The organism is Ectopseudomonas guguanensis (assembly GCF_900104265.1).
Classification (GTDB): domain Bacteria; phylum Pseudomonadota; class Gammaproteobacteria; order Pseudomonadales; family Pseudomonadaceae; genus Aquipseudomonas; species Aquipseudomonas guguanensis.
On sequence record NZ_FNJJ01000007.1, the window covers coordinates 45,565 to 61,890 of the forward strand.

23 protein-coding genes are annotated in these 16,326 nt (G+C 65.1%); 9 read left to right on the forward strand and 14 right to left on the reverse strand.

The window, feature by feature from the left end; translation table 11 throughout:
• Positions 1–6: 6 nt before the first annotated feature.
• The 4 genes from BLS61_RS11630 to BLS61_RS24005 all read right to left on the reverse strand — a co-directional run bounded on the left by BLS61_RS11630 (position 7) and on the right by BLS61_RS24005 (position 1,981).
• Positions 7–336, reverse strand: coding sequence for a DUF2025 family protein (locus tag BLS61_RS11630; protein ID WP_090430976.1), 330 nt, complete (start codon positions 334–336; stop codon positions 7–9).
• Between the two features lie 98 nt (positions 337–434).
• On the reverse strand, positions 435–836 hold the full coding sequence (locus BLS61_RS11635; RefSeq protein ID WP_090430979.1) for an NUDIX hydrolase: 402 nt from the start codon (positions 834–836) through the stop codon (positions 435–437).
• A gap of 140 nt (positions 837–976) precedes the next feature.
• Positions 977–1,678 (reverse strand): YebC/PmpR family DNA-binding transcriptional regulator, encoded by a 702-nt coding sequence (locus BLS61_RS11640; RefSeq protein ID WP_090430981.1) that lies wholly within the window; start codon positions 1,676–1,678, stop codon positions 977–979.
• A 171-nt stretch (positions 1,679–1,849) separates the two neighbouring features.
• Entirely contained in the window at positions 1,850–1,981 is a 132-nt protein-coding gene (locus tag BLS61_RS24005; RefSeq protein WP_003245775.1) for a hypothetical protein, read from the reverse strand.
• 227 nt (positions 1,982–2,208) lie between these two features.
• On the opposite strand from BLS61_RS24005, the gene BLS61_RS11645 reads away from it, so the two are divergent.
• Positions 2,209–2,919, forward strand: coding sequence for an NADPH-dependent F420 reductase (locus tag BLS61_RS11645; protein ID WP_090430983.1), 711 nt, complete (start codon positions 2,209–2,211; stop codon positions 2,917–2,919).
• A 31-nt stretch (positions 2,920–2,950) separates the two neighbouring features.
• On the opposite strand, the gene BLS61_RS11650 is transcribed toward BLS61_RS11645, so the two are convergent.
• Positions 2,951–3,685 carry a sulfite exporter TauE/SafE family protein gene (locus BLS61_RS11650; protein ID WP_090430986.1) on the reverse strand — a complete coding sequence of 245 codons (735 nt, stop codon included), beginning with the start codon at positions 3,683–3,685 and terminating at the stop codon, positions 2,951–2,953.
• Between the two features lie 139 nt (positions 3,686–3,824).
• Between BLS61_RS11650 and BLS61_RS11655 the strand changes: the two genes are divergently transcribed.
• Entirely contained in the window at positions 3,825–4,718 is an 894-nt protein-coding gene (locus BLS61_RS11655) for an EamA family transporter (protein WP_090431367.1), read from the forward strand.
• A gap of 9 nt (positions 4,719–4,727) precedes the next feature.
• Here the strand turns inward: BLS61_RS11655 and BLS61_RS11660 are convergent, their stop codons facing one another.
• The gene (locus BLS61_RS11660) at positions 4,728–5,261 is read right to left on the reverse strand and encodes a DUF1003 domain-containing protein (RefSeq protein WP_090430988.1); all 534 of its coding nucleotides are present in this window, start codon (positions 5,259–5,261) and stop codon (positions 4,728–4,730) included.
• A 112-nt stretch (positions 5,262–5,373) separates the two neighbouring features.
• A complete protein-coding gene (locus BLS61_RS11665; RefSeq protein WP_090430990.1) occupies positions 5,374–5,655 on the reverse strand; it encodes a peptidylprolyl isomerase in 282 nt (93 codons plus the stop codon).
• A 155-nt stretch (positions 5,656–5,810) separates the two neighbouring features.
• On the opposite strand from BLS61_RS11665, the gene BLS61_RS11670 reads away from it, so the two are divergent.
• Both BLS61_RS11670 and BLS61_RS11675 read left to right on the forward strand, forming a co-directional pair.
• Positions 5,811–6,152: a hypothetical protein gene (locus BLS61_RS11670; protein ID WP_090430992.1), complete on the forward strand. Its 342-nt coding sequence runs from the start codon at positions 5,811–5,813 to the stop codon at positions 6,150–6,152.
• Between the two features lie 136 nt (positions 6,153–6,288).
• Entirely contained in the window at positions 6,289–6,738 is a 450-nt protein-coding gene (locus tag BLS61_RS11675) for a hypothetical protein (protein WP_090430994.1), read from the forward strand.
• Here BLS61_RS11675 and BLS61_RS11680 read toward each other — a convergent pair whose 3' ends face one another.
• A complete protein-coding gene (locus BLS61_RS11680; RefSeq protein ID WP_090430996.1) occupies positions 6,739–7,788 on the reverse strand; it encodes a GGDEF domain-containing protein in 1,050 nt (349 codons plus the stop codon).
• A 181-nt stretch (positions 7,789–7,969) separates the two neighbouring features.
• Here BLS61_RS11680 and BLS61_RS11685 point away from each other — a divergent pair, with 181 nt between their 5' ends.
• On the forward strand, positions 7,970–8,830 hold the full coding sequence (locus BLS61_RS11685) for a CAP domain-containing protein (protein ID WP_090430998.1): 861 nt from the start codon (positions 7,970–7,972) through the stop codon (positions 8,828–8,830).
• 10 nt (positions 8,831–8,840) lie between these two features.
• On the opposite strand, the gene mdaB is transcribed toward BLS61_RS11685, so the two are convergent.
• Positions 8,841–9,428: an NADPH:quinone oxidoreductase MdaB gene (gene mdaB, locus BLS61_RS11690; RefSeq protein ID WP_090431000.1), complete on the reverse strand. Its 588-nt coding sequence runs from the start codon at positions 9,426–9,428 to the stop codon at positions 8,841–8,843.
• Positions 9,429–9,580: 152 nt separating this feature from the next.
• On the opposite strand from mdaB, the gene BLS61_RS11695 reads away from it, so the two are divergent.
• Positions 9,581–9,877 (forward strand): putative quinol monooxygenase, encoded by a 297-nt coding sequence (locus BLS61_RS11695; protein WP_090431002.1) that lies wholly within the window; start codon positions 9,581–9,583, stop codon positions 9,875–9,877.
• 270 nt (positions 9,878–10,147) lie between these two features.
• Here BLS61_RS11695 and BLS61_RS11700 read toward each other — a convergent pair whose 3' ends face one another.
• On the reverse strand, positions 10,148–12,157 hold the full coding sequence (locus tag BLS61_RS11700) for a peptidase U32 family protein (protein ID WP_090431004.1): 2,010 nt from the start codon (positions 12,155–12,157) through the stop codon (positions 10,148–10,150).
• 156 nt (positions 12,158–12,313) lie between these two features.
• Here BLS61_RS11700 and BLS61_RS11705 point away from each other — a divergent pair, with 156 nt between their 5' ends.
• Positions 12,314–12,958 carry a YecA/YgfB family protein gene (locus BLS61_RS11705; protein ID WP_090431006.1) on the forward strand — a complete coding sequence of 215 codons (645 nt, stop codon included), beginning with the start codon at positions 12,314–12,316 and terminating at the stop codon, positions 12,956–12,958.
• Positions 12,959–12,995: 37 nt separating this feature from the next.
• Here the strand turns inward: BLS61_RS11705 and BLS61_RS11710 are convergent, their stop codons facing one another.
• Positions 12,996–13,454, reverse strand: a complete 459-nt coding sequence (locus tag BLS61_RS11710; protein ID WP_090431007.1) for a BRO-N domain-containing protein — start codon at positions 13,452–13,454, stop codon at positions 12,996–12,998.
• A 116-nt stretch (positions 13,455–13,570) separates the two neighbouring features.
• On the opposite strand from BLS61_RS11710, the gene BLS61_RS11715 reads away from it, so the two are divergent.
• Positions 13,571–13,984 (forward strand): transcriptional regulator, encoded by a 414-nt coding sequence (locus tag BLS61_RS11715; RefSeq protein WP_090431009.1) that lies wholly within the window; start codon positions 13,571–13,573, stop codon positions 13,982–13,984.
• A gap of 74 nt (positions 13,985–14,058) precedes the next feature.
• On the opposite strand, the gene BLS61_RS11720 is transcribed toward BLS61_RS11715, so the two are convergent.
• The 3 genes from BLS61_RS11720 to BLS61_RS11730 all read right to left on the reverse strand — a co-directional run bounded on the left by BLS61_RS11720 (position 14,059) and on the right by BLS61_RS11730 (position 16,047).
• Complete coding sequence (locus BLS61_RS11720) at positions 14,059–14,880, reverse strand: HDOD domain-containing protein (RefSeq protein ID WP_090431011.1); 822 nt, start codon at positions 14,878–14,880, stop codon at positions 14,059–14,061.
• 174 nt (positions 14,881–15,054) lie between these two features.
• Positions 15,055–15,531, reverse strand: a complete 477-nt coding sequence (gene eco / locus BLS61_RS11725; RefSeq protein ID WP_090431013.1) for a serine protease inhibitor ecotin — start codon at positions 15,529–15,531, stop codon at positions 15,055–15,057.
• Positions 15,532–15,699: 168 nt separating this feature from the next.
• Positions 15,700–16,047, reverse strand: coding sequence for a cupin domain-containing protein (locus BLS61_RS11730; RefSeq protein ID WP_090431015.1), 348 nt, complete (start codon positions 16,045–16,047; stop codon positions 15,700–15,702).
• Between the two features lie 60 nt (positions 16,048–16,107).
• Here BLS61_RS11730 and BLS61_RS24105 point away from each other — a divergent pair.
• The coding region (locus BLS61_RS24105) for a hypothetical protein (RefSeq protein ID WP_208598796.1) at positions 16,108–16,326 on the forward strand (219 nt) is incomplete at its 3' end.

The window sequence follows — 16,326 nt, forward strand, 5'->3', positions numbered from 1 at the left end:
CACCTCTCAAGCCGGCGTCACACGCCTGCGCTCCGCACGGATCTCCGGCAAATCGCTGCGGCGCAGGTAGACGCGCAAGGGTTCGCTGAGGTTGACCCGGTCGTCGATGCGTTGCTCCTGCAGCCAGGCCAGGCGCTGGCGATCCAGGCGCATCAGCTCGCCTTCGTCGGCATGCCAGACGTATTCGCAGGTGGGGGTGATGGTCTCGGCCGGCACGTCGAGGCCGAAGCTGTCTTCGGAAAAACGCAGCAGGTACTGGCCGGTCTTGGCGTTTAAGCCGACGAAGCCCTGCAGCTGGTCGGCGGCCTGGCAGATCTGGGCGGACGTGATACTCATGGCAAACCTCGTTTCCTGTGGGGTTTGCAGGCAAGGCGAATGGTTCTGTTTATCGGCGCAGCCTAATGCCTGAACGGCTGACGGCGCGTTGCCGTGGATCAAGGAAGCCGTTTCAGGGTCGGCAATACCTGTTCGCGAAGCAGCGGCGCCAGGTCATCCGGCAGGGGCAGGGCGGTATCGAGCCAGCGCAGCTCTTCCAGCTCGGCGGCCGGCTGCACGGCGTGGGGCAGGGCGGCGCGATAGATGTCGGCCTGCACCCAGGTGTCGGCCTCGTTGGCGGCGGGCGCCTGGAACTGGCCGAGCGGTCGCAGCGCGCCGGCGTCCAGATGCAGGTTGAGCTCCTCGAGCAGTTCGCGTTCCAGTGCCGACAGGGCGTCTTCGCCCGGCTCGCGTTTGCCGCCAGGCAGCATGAAGAAACGGGTATTGCGCTTGCGCACCAGCAGCAGACGGCCTCGTTCGTCGAGCAGGCAGGCGGCGGCGATATGCAGGGTGGTGTTCATGGGACAGGCACAGAACTGGTGGCGTCTCTGGCGAAACCGCACAACGCAAGTTGCAAAGCTTCGCCCCGGGGCGGGGCTCCTACAGGGAAGCTTGGACGCCTTGTCAGATAGGGCGCCCCGTTCGGGGCGCCCGCCAGGCGTCAGCCGGCCAGGCCAACGTAGACGTTCTGCACGTCGTCGTGACCGTCGATGGCTTCGAGGAAGGCCTCGACTTCTTCCATCTGCTCCGGGGTCAGGCTGGTCACTGGGTTCTTCGGGCGGTAGCCGAGCTTGGCCGAGTTGACGGTGAAGCCCTGCTCCGGCAGCGCCTTGCACACGGCGTCGAGGTCGGTCGGATCGGTGATGAACAGGGTCGCGCCCTCGTCATCGGGGACGAAGTCCTGGGCGCCGGCCTCGATGGCGGCCAGTTCCGGATCGGCGCCGCTGTCGCTGCTGGCCTCGATCAGGCCGACATGGTCGAAGTCCCAGCTGACCGAGCCGGACGCACCGAGCTGGCCCTTGCGGAACAGCACGCGAATCTCGGCCACGGTGCGGTTGACGTTGTCGGTCAGGCACTCGACGATCAGCGGCACCTGATGCGGGGCGAAGCCTTCGTAGAGAGTGCGCTCATAGTTGATCACCTCGCCGGACAGGCCGGCGCCTTTCTTGATGGCGCGCTCCAGGGTGTCCTTGGGCATCGAAGCCTTCTTGGCCTGGTGCACGGCCAGGCGCAGCTTGGGGTTCATGTCCGGGTCGGCGCCGTTGCGCGCGGCGATCATGATTTCCTTCACCAGCTTGCCGAAGATCTTGCCTCGGGCATTGGCGGCGGCTTCTTTGGGTTTGGCTTTCCACTGGGCGCCCATCTGGGGTCTCCTGGCCGATAGGTGAGACGGCGTCGCGGCGCGCGAACGGCGGCCGGACGATCGGTTAGGCTGCGGATTCTAGTGCGTTGCGGCGCCGGCGGCACGCGCAATTTCCGCCCGGCATGATCGCTGGGAAGGCGCCGGCGCAGAGGGGCGCGCCGGCGGGGTGGTTCAGAGGTCGGGCGAGTGGCTGCCGAGCAGGGTTTGCCCGTGCTTTCGGGTGCGCTTGGCCAGGCGTTTCTCCTGGGCGGTCTTCAGCGGCTTTTTCTTGTGTTCCTTGTGCGAATCCAGACTCTTGCTCATGGCGGTATCTCCGGTAAAGGCATCATCGATTGGGGAAAAGAGTTCTCGGCACTTTCACCTCCTCGGCTCCCGGAGCCCGCTGTCATCTTGCATTGCCATCTGAGCATAGCTGCTGGCCATGAATCGGGTGGGAAACGCGACGGGTAACATGCGGTAGCGAATCGGCCGCGGGCGTGGCGGCAGGCTTTTCTATGCTTGCCCTTTTCACGCTGCTCAAGGAGGCCGTCATGTCCCGCCTTTTTCATCGTCTCGCCGGCGCCGCGCTGGCCTTGCTCATGCTGCTGGGGGGCGGCCTGGCCTCGGCGCAGCAGGAAAGCCTGCGTATCGGCATCATCGGCACCGGCAACATCGGTAGCGCACTGGCCCGGCTATGGGTCGAGGCCGGGCATGAAGTGATGATCTCTTCCCGCCACCCCGAACGTTTGCAGCCGCTGGCCGACGAGCTGGGGGAGCGTGCGCGCGTCGGCACGCCGCGTGAGGCCGCCGCCTTTGGCGAAGTGATCCTGCTGGCGGTACCCTATGCCGCCACCCCGCAGGTCGGCCGCGACTATGCCGCCGAACTGGCCGGCAAGGTGCTGCTCGATGCCGGCAACCCCCGGCCGGAGCGCGACGGGCCGATGGCCGAGCAGGCCGTCGAACTGGGTGCCGGGCTGGCTTCGCAGCAGTTCCTGCCAGGCGTGCGCCTGGTGCGCGCGTTCAATGCGATCTCCGCACACAACCTGCGCAGCCAGGCCCATCGCCCGGGCGAGAAGCTGGCCATCCCGCTGGCCGCGGACGACCAGGCCGCCCTGCAGGTGGCGGCGCGTCTGGTGAGCGACGCCGGCTTCGATCCGGTGATAGTCGGGCCGCTTTCCAGCGCCAAGTCGTTCGATTTCAACAGCGGCGTCTCGGCGCGCATGCCGACGGCGCGGCAGCTGCGCGAAATGCTGGGCTTGTGAGGCCAAGCCCCGGACATCCGTGGCCGAGGGCCTACAGATTGCGCCAGATCAGTTGCAGCCCGGCCAGCAGGATGCCCAACCGGGCGATGCGGTAGAACCACTGGTGGTTGACCCGCGATTGCAGCCACAACCCGCTCCATACCCCCAGCGGCACGATGGGAGCGAGCATCAGGCTGAGCAGCAGGTTGTCCCGGCTGAACTGACCCAGGGCGGCGTAGGGGAATAGCTTTGCCGCGTTGGTCAGCAGGAAGAACAGGTTGATGGTGGCGACGAAGCGCAGCTTGTCCAGCTGCTGCGGCAGCAGGTGCATCATCACCGGTGGGCCGCCGGCGTGGGCGACGAAGCTGGTGAAGCCGGCCAGGCTCGACAGCAGCAGGCCACGGCCCTTGTGCAGCGGCCTCGGCGCCTGGTTGGTGAGCAGCAGGCCGAGGCCGACGAAGCTCACGGCAATGACCCCGATCAGCAGGCCGATGGCGCGTTCATCGAAGAAGCCGAAGGTCAGCGACCCGATGGCGATGCCGATCACCGCGCCCGGCAGCATGACCTTGAGGTTGGCCGTATCCCATCTGCCCCAGTAGGCCTTCAGCCCGACCACATCGGCCAGGCAGAGAATCGGCAGCATCACCGCCACGGCCTGCTTCGGCGAGGTGGCCAATGCCAGCAGCGGCACGGCGATGCCGCCCAGGGCGCCGCCAAAACCACCCTTGGACAGGCCGGTGAGAAACACCGCCGGCAGGGCGAACAGAAGGAAATCGTGCAGGGTCATGGGCTTGGATCAACGGCGCAGGAGCGCGCAGGTTAGCAGCCGCATGGCGCTGTGTGGCTTTTTTCCCCGGCCTCTGTGTCTGTCTGCGTCGAGGCGCGGCTGTTCTAATGCCGGTTCACTCGACGCGAGGTTGATGGCCATGACGCCCAAGGATCTGCTGCTGGCACTGCTGGTGATCGTCGTCTGGGGCCTGAACTTCGTGGTGATCAAGGTCGGCCTGCACGGCATGCCGCCGATGCTGATGGGCGCCCTGCGGTTTCTGCTCGCGGCCTTTCCGGCGATTTTCTTCGTGCGCCGGCCGCAGGTACCGCTGCGCTGGATGCTGGCCTATGGCATGACCATTTCGCTGGGACAGTTCGCCTTCCTCTTCTACGCCATGTACGTTGGCATGCCGGCGGGCCTGGCGTCGCTGGTGCTGCAATCGCAGGCGTTCTTCACCCTGTTCTTCGCCGCCCTGTTGCTCGGTGAGCGACTGCGCGGCAGCAACCTGTTCGGCTTGCTGGTGGCGGCCAGCGGCCTGGTACTGATCGGTTTGCAGGGCGGGCAGGCGATGACCCTGGCCGGCTTCGCCCTGACCATCGCGGCGGCGTCGATGTGGGCGCTGGGCAACGTGGTGACGCGCAAGCTGGGCAAGGTCAATCTGGTCGGTCTGGTGGTCTGGGGCAGTCTGATCCCGCCCTTGCCGTTCCTGGCCCTGTCGCTGTGGCTGGAAGGCCCGGAGTTGATCGGCCATTCGCTGCGCACGCTCGGCGTGGACTCGCTGCTGGTGCTGGCCTACCTGGCATTCGGCGCCACCATTCTCGGCTACGGCCTGTGGAGCCGCCTGCTGTCGCGCTACCCGGCCAGCCAGGTGGCGCCGTTCTCCCTGCTGGTGCCGGTGGTGGGCATCAGCTCCTCGGCGCTGTTGCTGGGCGAGCGCCTTGGCACCCTGCAGATGATGGGGGCGGCGCTGGTGATGGCCGGGCTGCTGATCAACGTCTGGGGCGGACGTCTGCTCGACAGCTGGCGCCAGCGCGCAGCGGGCACCGTTTGACGCCATGGCTCAGGGCTCGGAGCGTCTTTCCGGCAGGCGCTCGAGGATCTGATCCAGGCGTTGCAGGATCTTCTGATCGATCTTTTCGTGCAGGCGCATGATTTCCAGCTCCGCACGCAGGTTCACCTCGAAGTCCAGTCGCGCTGCCAGGCGATCCTTCGCCGCCTGGCGGTTCTGGCTCATCATGATGATCGGCGCCTGGATCGCCGCCAGGGTCGACAGCATCAGGTTGAGGAAGATATAGGGGTAGGGATCGAAAGCCAGGCCGAAGTGCGACAGCACGTCGGTGTTGAGCAGCATCCAGCCGAGCATGGTCAGTGAAAAGCAGATGATGAAGGTCCACGAGCCGCCGACCGCAGCGACGGTATCCGAGAGCCTTTCGCCGAAGGTCGACTCTTCATCCGAGGCATCGGCCGCATCACGGCTGATGGGCCGGCGCTGGCGAATCTGCTCGAGAACGTGGGTTTCTTCCGGCTCCAGCTCGTGAAGCGATTTGCCGAGCAGGTTCTGGGCGAGTTGTTGCAGGGGGTGCGATGTATTCATCTGGGCCGCTCGCTGGGGGAGATGGCCAGATGCTGAACCGGATCAGCGTCACTGTCACGGGGGCATGCAGGGAAACCGAAGAGCGACCGCAGGCGCTCTTCGGTCGGGGCGGTCAGTCCTGGCGGCTGGTGACTTCCAGCAGGTGGTAGCCGAACTGGGTCTTCACCGGACCCTGCACCACGCCAACCGGCGCGCTGAACACCACGGTGTCGAATTCCTTGACCATCTGGCCCGGGCCGAAGGAGCCCAGATCGCCGCCGCTACGGCCGGATGGGCAGGTGGAGTTGTCACGGGCCAGCTGGGCGAAGTCGGCACCGCCCTCGATGGCGGCTTTCAGTTCGTTGCACTTGTCTTCGCTGGCAACCAGGATGTGGCGGGCAGTGGCGCGGGCCATGGGAGTACCTCCTATCGAAATGAGGTGCAGAGCCTAGCGCAATCGTCTCGCCAAGCAAACGCCAAGCCGTTCGTCCACTGCTCGGGCAGGCATCGCCGTCTCGCTTATCCTGATTGTTGCGTGTGGCTAATTGCCCTCAACTCGGGAGCCAGCAGATGAATACCCTGAGCATCGACGGTTGGCGCAAAGCCGACAACAACAGCAAGTCCGTCCCCATCGGCACCTTGCAGTTCCATGTCAGCGAGGCCGAGCACCTGCGGCTGGAACAGGCCGAGGAGGAGCTGCAGCGCAGCGGCGCCAGGGACACGATGATCGACGCCGACATGCAGACGCTGGAGCTGGTCATGCCCGCTGGCTTCGGTCCGCTGAACGAATGCAAGTGGCGGGTATACCTGGGTGGCGAAGAGGGGCGCGGCCAGTTTCACCTGGTCGGCTACGGCGCCGAGGACGGCAGCCTGTTCTACAGCAACGCGGTGATGGTCGACCTGCTGGGGTGACGGGTGCAGGCAAGGCCTTGCCCCGGCAGGCAAGGCGTTGCCGCTGGGAACGACTCAGCCCCCCGATAACTGCGGGCTTGCTGCCGCTGGCCCGGAATCTGCTTCGCATGTGCCGAACGCTTTTGTCGGAGGCACCATGACCAGCATCAACAACAGCACGCCTGCCATGCTCAGTTACTACGGCAGCCAGCTGAACAATCGTTCCGCCGCCGCCAGCGGTGACAACGACAGCCAGGCCGGGCAGGACCCGCTGGCAGATCTGCGGCGTTTCGCCAAGCAGATGGTGGCACGCAGTGAGGGGGGGCTGCTGCGGGCGATCAATGGCGGCGCGGCGGCGGCCGGCAATGCCGTGCAGCGCAGTGCCGGCAGTCAGGCAGCTGCACCTTCGGTGATTAAGTTGCCGGACGTGACCCAACTGGACCGCGACGATGCCGCCAAGCTGCTGCAGCAGGTTCAGAAGATGGTCGACGCCGGCCTCGACGGCAGCGTGCGCATCGCCGGGCGCAACGGCGACAAGCAGACCGACTCGCTGGAAACCTACCGCCAGTGGCTGCAGGAGCAGGGCGGGATCAGCGTCTACGCCTGATCAGCCCGGGGCCGGGCTGGTCTCCCCCAGGTCTTCGCGGCTGATCACCCGGTTGCGGCCGGCGCGTTTGGCCGCGTAGGTACGCCGGTCGGCCGCCAGCATCAGCTCGTCCAGGGATTGCCCGTCCACCCTGAAGCTCGACACCCCGGCGCTCAGCGTCATCGACAGGGCGTCGCCATCCACCCGCAGCGGCTCCGCCGCCAGGCGCGCGCGCAGGCTGTCGGCGATGTCCCGGGCCTGGCCCGCTGTGCTGCCTGGCAGCAGCACGGCAAACTCCTCGCCACCGAGGCGGCAGAACAGATCATTGAAGCGCAGGCGTTGCGCCAGCACCGTGGCGAAGTGAGTCAGGGCGCGGTCGCCGACTTCATGGCCGAAGCGGTCGTTGATCTGCTTGAAGTGATCGATATCGAGAAATACCAGCGCCAGCGGCGTGCCGCTGCGCAACGCGTGGGCGCGCTCGCGCTCGAACACTTCGGTCAGTTTCAGCCGGTTCGGCAGGCCGGTCAGGGCGTCGGTGGTGGCCTGCTCGGTGAGGCGCCTTTCGTTGAGAATGCGGCTGCGCTCGTAGATATGCGCGAAGATCATCACCGCCAGGCTGGCCAGACCGAGATTGGCGATGATCTCAACGTTCTGCAGCAGGCTCTCTGAGGAAAATCGTCGGCTGAAGACGAACAGGCCGATGCCGACGAACAGTATCGAGCCGTACATGCCCAGGCGCAGCCCCAGAAGCATGTAGCAGATGATGGGAATCGACTGTATCCAGGCGAATACCGCGAAGGTGGTGTGGGTCTGACCCAGCGCCACCATCATGATGCTGAAGAACGGCAGCAGGTAAACCGCGGTCAATAGCTGCAGGTCGCGGGTTCGCTCGATGATGGTCAGCAGGTACAGCGATACGGCGGCATAGGCGATCTCCAGAGCGGCCAGCAGCCAGTTATCGTGCAGCAGGTTGACCACGGAGAAGAACAAACCGCCGCTCAGGGTGATCCATAGCAGGGCTTTGAGGACCAGGCGGCGATGTTGTTCGTTCTTGGCGAAATAACCGGGCATCGGTGTCCTCGAGCGGGTGAGGCAGGTGCGTTGTGCGATCACGGCAGATGGCATCATGCAGGAACCCTGCCGATCGCTGGCCAGTCCAGTGTTCGTGGGCGTTCGACGGGACGAGCAAACCGGTGGTGATGCTGCGACGGGAAATGCGTCAGAATCACGACGTTAGTTGGGAGAGGGCGGTATGACAACAACGATGGACAAATGGGGATGGCGACGCTGCCTGCTGGCGTTGCTGTTGATGGGGCTTCTGGGCTCGGTTCAGGCCAGCGAGGATCTGGCGCTGATCGAGACCATCAACGCCTATCGCAGCGAAGTGCAGCGTTGCGGCGTGCAGGCCTCGGAACCGCTGCCACCGTTGACCAACGACCCGCGCCTGATCCTGCCTGCCAATGGCACCGCGGATCTGCAGGACTCACTGAGCGCAGCCGGTTATCCGCTGGTCAACGTCCAGGCCATCACGCTCTCCGGCCCGCGCAATGCGCAGGCGGCCATGCAGGCGTTGAGCGAGAGCTTCTGCCGCGTGGTGCTCGACCCACAGTTCATCGACATCGGCGTCAGCCAGCAGGATCGCGACTGGCGCATCGTGCTGGCACGGCCGCTGCTCAGCGGGCGCCTGCAAACCTGGCAGACCGAGGGGGAAAGCCTGCTGCTGCTGATCAACTCCGCGCGTGCCGAGGCGCGTCAGTGCGGCGACCAGGCGTTTGCCGCGGCTGCGCCTCTGGTGTGGAGCGCCGAGCTGGGCAGCGCCGCCGAGAGCCACAGCCGGGCCATGGCCAACGGCAATTTCTTCGCCCACCAGGGGCGTGACGGCCTGACTCCGGGAGATCGCGCCGAGCTGGCAGGTTACGGCGGGACCCGGATCGGTGAGAACATTGCCGCGGCACTGGATACCACCGCCAAGGTGGTGGCGGGCTGGCTAGCCAGCCCCGGGCATTGCGCCAACATCATGAATCCGGAGTTCAGCGAGCTGGGCGCTGCTTACGCCAACGACCCGCAGAGCGACGCCGGCATCTACTGGACGGCATTGTTCGGCGGGCAATGAGCGAACGGCGTCAGGCGACGCCGAACACCCTGGCCAGGTGCTGCTCGTAGCGAGCCACGTCGCGCTCGATGTTCGGCACCTTCATCACGTCGTTGCAGATGAAAGTGGGCAGGGCGCTCATGCCGAGGAACTCGTTGGCCTTGTGGAAGGGGAAGTACACCGCGTCCACGCCCTTGCCTTCGAAGAAGTCGCTTGGGTCCTCGAAGGCCTGCACCGGGGCGTTCCAGGTCAGCGACAGCATGTACTGCTTGCCCTGGATCAGCCCGCCGCTGCCGTACTTCTGCGAAGCGTCGGAGCGGGTGCGGCCATCGTTGGCATAGAGGCTGCCGTGACCGGCGGTGAATACCTCGTCCAGATACTTCTTCACCGTCCAGGGCGCGCCCATCCACCAGCCGGGCATCTGGTAGATCACCACGTCGGCCCAGAGGATTTTCTGCACTTCCTCGTCGGCATCGTAGCCGCCGTCGATGAAGGTGGTCTTGAGGTCGAAACCGGCGCGGTCGAGAAAGGCCACGGCGGCGTCGTGCAGGGTGGCGTTGTACTGGCCGTCGGAATGGGCGAACTGCTTGCCGCCGTTGAGCAGGAGGATCTTTTTCATCGGGGTTCTCCAGAAAATGTGGCGGCAGGTTAGCGAGCCCTGCGCGCGTGAAATACCCCGAGGCGGTCAAATGATTATTGACTGAAAGTCATGAAACTCTATTCGAGGCGTGCGTTATGGTGAGGCGGTACCCGTTATCCGGAGCTTTCCCGATGTATGCCTTCATCCTCCACGCCCATACCCGACCCGAACAGGCCGAAGCCTTCGAGCGACTCTTTCGCGCCTATGTCGAACCCAGCCGCGCCGAGCCCGGTTGCCTCGAATACCACATGTTGCGCGACGCGCAGGACCCGACCCTGTTCATCTTCTACGAGGTGTGGGCATCACGGGAGGCGCTGGCCGAGCACACGGCCCTGCCGCATATGCGCGAGTTTCATGAACGGCGTATGGACTACCTGCGCCGCGATTTCGAGATTCGCGAGGTCGAGGTGCTTGGCCCGGCGGGTTGAGGGAGCGACGCAACCCGGTGCGCGCAGCGCACCCTACGTGAGCGTCAATTCGTAGGGGGCGCCGCGCGCACCAAAAACCAGGGCAATGGCGTGATGTGAAACGAGCCTCGGGTGCATTGCGCGCTCCGGAATCGCCGGTGCGCGCAGCGCACCCTACGAACTTGGCCCGGCGGGTTGAGGGAGCGACGTAACCCGGTGCGCACAGCGCACCCTACGTGGGCGTCAATTCGTAGGGTGCGCCGCGCGCACCGGGGCGAAGGCGAAGCGGATTTAGTGGCTATAACCCGGCTTCTGGCGAATGGTCTTGAGCAGGTCGTCCGGGCTGATGTGGCCGACTACCTGGGCGGCGGCGCTGCCCGGTTGTGGCAGGTCGAGGATATGGCCCTTCATCTTGCCGACCACGTGCATCTCGCACGGCTTGCAGTCGAACTTCAGGGTCAACACTTCATCGCCATGCACCAGCTGCATCGGCGCTACCTTGGTGCGTACGCCGGTCACGCCCTTGGCCTGTTTCGGGCACAGGTTGAAGGAAAAACGCAGGCAGTGCTTGGTGATCATCACCGGCACTTCGCCGGTTTCCTCGTGGGCCTCGTAGGCCGCATCGATCAGTTGCACGCCGTGACGGTGGTAGAAGTCGCGGGCCTTCTGGTTGTAGACGTTGTAGAGGAAGCTCAGGTGCGATTCCGGATACACCGGCGCTGGGTCGGTTTCGGCCTTGCGGCTGCCGCGCGGATGGGCAGCGACGCGCGCTTCGGTGAGTTTGTCGATGGCCTCGCGGCGTAGCGCCTTGAGCTGCGAGTTGGGCACGAAGAAGGCCTGCGGGGCATCCAGGGTGACGCTCTGCGCGTGGTAGATGGTGGTGCCGAGCTGGGTGAGCAGATCGCGCAGGCCATCGAGCGCCTGTTCCGGTTTGTTGGCGACGCCGAACGGGCCGGGCAGGGCGACGTCGACGCTGATGCCTTCTTCACTGGTGGCGGTGAGCTTGAGCGCATCTTCGCGCAGCTCGGCCTTCCAGCTGACGCCGATACGGCGTTCGGCGCTGGTGCGTTGCAGCGCCTGCTGCCAGTTGTGGTCGAGGTTGCGGCTCAGCGGATGATTCGGGCGCAGACGGAACAGGCCCTCGGGCATTTCGTTGGGCTCGACGCGGTAGCGATAGCGCTTCTCGCCGTCTTCCTCGAACTCACCCTTGAGTTCGCAGATGTTGGCGCGAAAGCCCACCACTTCACGCTTGACCAGCACGTTGAGGCCGTCGCCGTTGGACAGCGGCTCATGGGTGACGGCGATCAGGTCGCGCTTGTTGACCTTCTCCACCTGGCCGACAGGCAGGCCGGTGAAGGTCGGCGAGTCGAAGGCGCCGATGTCCACCTTGCGCTCGGTGACGAAGTAATCGGTGCTGCCACGGTGGAAGGTCTTGTCCGGATCGGGCACGAAGAAGTGCGCGGTACGGCCGCTGGAGGCGCGGGCCAGGTCCGGGCGATCTTCGAGGATGGCGTCGAGTTCGCGGCGGTAGTGGGCGGTGATGTTCTTCACGTAGGCCACATCCTTGTAGCGGCCCTCGATCTTGAACGAGCGCACGCCGGCCTCGACCAGGGCGCGCAGGTTGGCGCTCTGGTTGTTGTCCTTCATCGACAGCAGGTGTTTTTCGTAGGCGATCACGCCGCCTTTCTCGTCCTTGAGGGTGTAAGGCAGGCGGCAGGCCTGCGAGCAGTCGCCGCGGTTGGCGCTGCGCCCGGTCTGCGCATGGGAGATGTTGCACTGGCCGGAGAAGGCCACGCACAGCGCGCCGTGGATGAAGAACTCGATGGTCGCGTCCGTGGCATCGGCAATCTGGCGGATTTCCTGCAGGTTCAGCTCGCGCGCCAGCACCAGCTGGGAGAACCCGGCCTGGTCGAGAAACTTGGCCCGCGCCAGGGTGCGGATATCGGTCTGGGTACTGGCATGCAGCTCGATGGGCGGAATATCCAGCTCCATCACGCCCATGTCCTGCACGATCAGCGCATCCACGCCCGCGTCGTAGAGCTGGTGGATCAGCGTGCGCACCTGCTCCAGTTCGTCGTCGTGGAAAATGGTGTTGAGCGTGGTGAACACCCGCGCATGGTAGCGCCGGGCAAATTCCACCAGCCTGGCGATATCGCTCACTTCGTTGCAGGCGTTGTGCCGTGCGCCGAAGCTCGGGCCGCCGATATAGACGGCGTCGGCGCCATGCAGAATGGCCTCGCGGGCGATCTCGACATCACGCGCAGGGCTGAGCAGTTCCAGGTGGTGTTTGGGCAGGGACATGGTGGTTTCTTTATCAGGCTGGCACACGGGCAAGGCGCGCATTGTACCGGGCCTGGGTGATCGCGGCACCCGCCACGTGCCGGACGGCGGCTCGGGCTGTTTGCGGCGCCTGATCTATGGGACAGTAGCGCCTTTTTTTCACGGCGAGGCGCGGCGATGGACAACAGGGGATTGGAGAAGCTCGATCAGTGGCTGCTCAAGTACGGCAACGATGACTCGATCCTCTCTGCCAGCGAGCTGGACGGCTACTTCGCCGCCATCGTCTCCGCTCCGCGCCAGGTTGCGCCGGCGGTCTGGTACTCGGCGATCTGGGCCGACCAGCCGCCGCAGTGGCCAAGCGACAAGGATGGCGAACGCTTCATGAAGCTGGCGGTGGAGCTGATGAGCGAGGCCACCTACATGCTCAGCGAGGAGCCGGACGATTACGAGGCGATCTTCCTCGCCGATGACAATGGCAAGGGCGAGAAGCTGATCGTCTCCGAGTGGTGCGCGGGCTACCTGCGCGGTGCGGCAGTCGCCGGCTGGCTGGAGGAGGCATTGCCCGATTCGGCATCGGCGGCGCTGAAGCTGATCACCCTGCACGGCGACGAAAGCGGCACCGAGACGCTCAAGGCCATGTCCGACGCCGAGTACGACGCCAGCACGGCGCTGATCGAGCCCGCCGCGGTCGAACTCTACGAATACTGGCAGCAGAACCTGCAGCCCGTGCTGCCGGTGCGCCGCGAGGAGGCCAAGGTGGGGCGCAACGATCCCTGCACCTGTGGCAGTGGCAAGAAGTACAAGCAGTGCTGCATGAAGTGAGGGCGGCGCAGGCCTCAAGCGAAGCAGTCGCTGCTGCTCAGTGGCCTTGAGGTTGTTCGTTCAGGCCCAGGAGTTCCGGTCTGCTGCCGAACAGCTGCATCACGTCGTTCACCGACATCCACCAGTCGTCATGCCACTTGAGCACGCGCAGGCGCTTGTCTGCCGTGTTCAGCTGTCGGTAGCTGGGCAGGTTGGCGCTGCTGAACAGGTGGGGCAACAGCGCCTGGCACAGCCATTCGCGCAGGCGTTCCGCTCGTGAGCTGGTGCTTTGCAGGCTCAGACGCAGCAGGTTTTCCAGGTCGATCATGGCCTGTGGCGTTTCTTCGTTGCCGAACAGTATGCCTTCCGGGCGGCAGTGACTCAGCAGCGCCGCGTGCTCGTCGTCCAGCTCCAGGGCCTGGCACACCGGGTGCGCCGCGAACCAGAAACGACCGTCCGCGGCGCGTTGCACGGTCACGCGAATATCTTCGAAGCAGGAATTGAGCGGAGTGATCATGGCGCCTCCTTGTGCGTGAAATATCACCTGGCATGCTGCGATGAAATCATGAATTTCATTTAGAATACAACCGAATGTTCAATCAAGCATGGAAGCGGAATTTAACGTCCGCGTCCATGACCGAGAAAACCGAATTCGCCCAGCGCCTGCGCAGCGCCATGATCGCGGCTGGCTATCCTGACCGCCCCGCCATACTCGAGCGCGAGTTCAACTCGCGTTATTGGGGGCGCTCCGTGACCTTCCAGGCGGTTTCGCGCTGGCTGCGTGGTGAGGCGATTCCCTCCCAGGACAAGCTGCAGGTGCTGGCCGAATGGCTGCGTGTCGAGCCGCAGCTGTTGCGTTTTGGCGAGCGTGCGGGCGCCGCGGTGCGTGAGCAGCGTGGGCGCTGGGAAGATCCGAAGTTCTATCAGGAACGCGAGGTCATCGAGGCCTTTCTTGGCTTGCCGGCGCCACAGCGCAAGGTCGTGCGGGAGGTGGTCATGGCCCTGGCCATTGCGGCCAAGGCCGGTAGCGACAAGCAGTCCGGCTAACTGCGACTGGCCTGCGCCGGTCTCGCCAGGGCACTGAGCGACGTGCCTGGCGAGTTTAGGTCAGGCTGCGCGGCTTATCCCAGCAGTTCGGCAAACGCCTTGTCTGCTTCCAGCACCGCCGGCAGCGCCTCGAACAGCTTGTCCAGATCGACCTCTTCGAACAGCGGCCCTTGCAGATTCTGCCGAGCATGCTCGCTGACGCCGTCCTGCTCGATGCACTGCGCCACGGCCACTGCCTGGGCGACCAGGCGCGCATAGCGATTGTCGCCGGGCGCCTGGGTCGGGCGCGCCTGGAAGGCGATGGCGTGCTGGATCAATTCCGGCAACTGCCAGCGACGCGCCAGCTCGGCCCCCACTTCCGGATAACCGAAACCCAGCTGCAGGGTTTCCTCGGCGGCGTGGGCGGCCGCCTCGCGTTTCGGGGAGCGGTTCATGCGCCGGGCGAAATCCGGGGCGCCGGTCTGGATCAGCAGCTCGCCGATGTTGTGCATCATGCCGCAGGTGAAGGCCGCGTCGGTGTCCAGCTTCAGCTGCTTGGCCAGGCCGCGGGCGATACTGGCGACGCGGAAGCTGCCAATCCAGAAGCCCTTGAGGTCGAAGCCGGTATCGACCTTGAACGCGCCGGTCATGGCCGAGGCCAGTACCAGGGTGCGCAGGGTATTGAAGCCCAGGCGCATGGCGGCGTCCTCGACGCTGACCGCCTCGCGGGAGCCGCGAAAGCGTGGCGAGTTGGCCAGTCGCAATACCTTGGCGGCGATGACCGGGTCGCGCTCGATGTTGCGCGCCACGCTTTCCAGGCTGGAAGAAGGGTTGTCGAACTGTTGGATCAGCTCCTGCGCGACTTTCGGAATGCTGGGCAGGGCATGCAGTTGAGCGAACAGGCTTTCTATATCCATGGCAACTCCGGTAGAGGCGGGCGCCGCAGGGGCGCTCGGTGAAAAAGGGCTTTCTCAGCATAGCTGCGCCTAGCGCCTCAGCCAGTGCCGTGACCGCCAGCCAGAGCCCTTTTCACCCCTGTTGCCAGGCTTGGCCCCTGTACTTGAGCAGAGGCCGGTGCCCGCGAGCAGACGCTACCGACGCGGCGCCACGCTGCTCTGGCCTGCCGCCGACCAGATGCGATAGCGCACTTCGATATCCTTCGGCGCGTAGATCACCAGCGGCAGCTTGCTGTTGTAGCGCACCAGTTGCGGCTCGCCGCCGACGCGCACGAAGGCCTGCTTGCGGCTGCCATCCGGGCAGGCCATCAGCGTGCTCATCGCCGGGCCGACCTGGCTCAGCTCGTAATAGCTGTAGCCCCAGCCTTCGACGGTCTTCTCCTGCCACTGGCCGCCCAGGCGCTGCTGGTTGCAATCCACTTCCAGGGTCTTGCCGGCGATGATCTCCACCTTGTGCTCGGCTTCGTTGGCCTGCGCCGGCAGCTCGATCACATGGCGGTTGTAGCCGTCGGCGGCGGCGGGGTAGGGCTTGAGCGCTTCCGGGGTGGCGGCGCAGGCGACCAGCGGCAGCGCGCAGGCGAGGGAGAGAAGTGGCAGTTTGAGGCGAGTCATGATGATTCCTTGCTGAAGGGCCTTGTGGACCGTCCGTTATGGGGAGCCGCCGGGTGGGCGGAGCAGCACAGACCGTTCTGGATAGGCCAGGTTCCCGTAACTTTCAAGCAAGTTCAGCGATACGGCGGCAGCGGTTGCGGGCCAGCTGCCGCTGCCGGCGCACCGGCTTCAGGCGAACACGAAGTACTTGCGCACCGTCTCCACCACTTCCCAGGTGCCCTTCATGCCGGGTTCGACCACGAAGATGTCACCGGCCTTGAGGTGAATCGGCGCCATGCCGTCCGGGGTGATGATGCAGTAGCCTTCCTGGAAGTGGCAGTACTCCCACTTCACGTACTCCACGCGCCACTTGCCAGGCGTGCAGATCCAGGTGCCCATGATCTTGCTGCCGTCTTCGGAGGTGTAGGCGTTGAGGTTGACGGTATGCGGGTCACCTTCGATGCGCTCCCACTTGCAGGCATCGACGACGGGCATCGGCTGGGTGTCGCGCAGAACGGTAATCGGTTTGTTGGCCATGGGGCGCTCCGGTGAATGATAAAAGGGGCGTTCACCATAGAGCGGGGGCGGGGCGGTCGATTGCCTGGGGTCGACACGGGGGTATTCATTCGCGCAGCGCGCGCGTGGCTTTCCAGCCCTGCAAACAACAAGGCCGGCTTATCAGGCCGGCCTTGGGGGGCTGCGCTTGGCATCGAGTCATACGGCGTTCTCGATCAGTTCATCAGGAAGGTTTCAGGCGGTGCGGCTTTCGATCAGGCGATCGGAGCCACCTTCGGCGACGCGGTTCTCGATCAGACG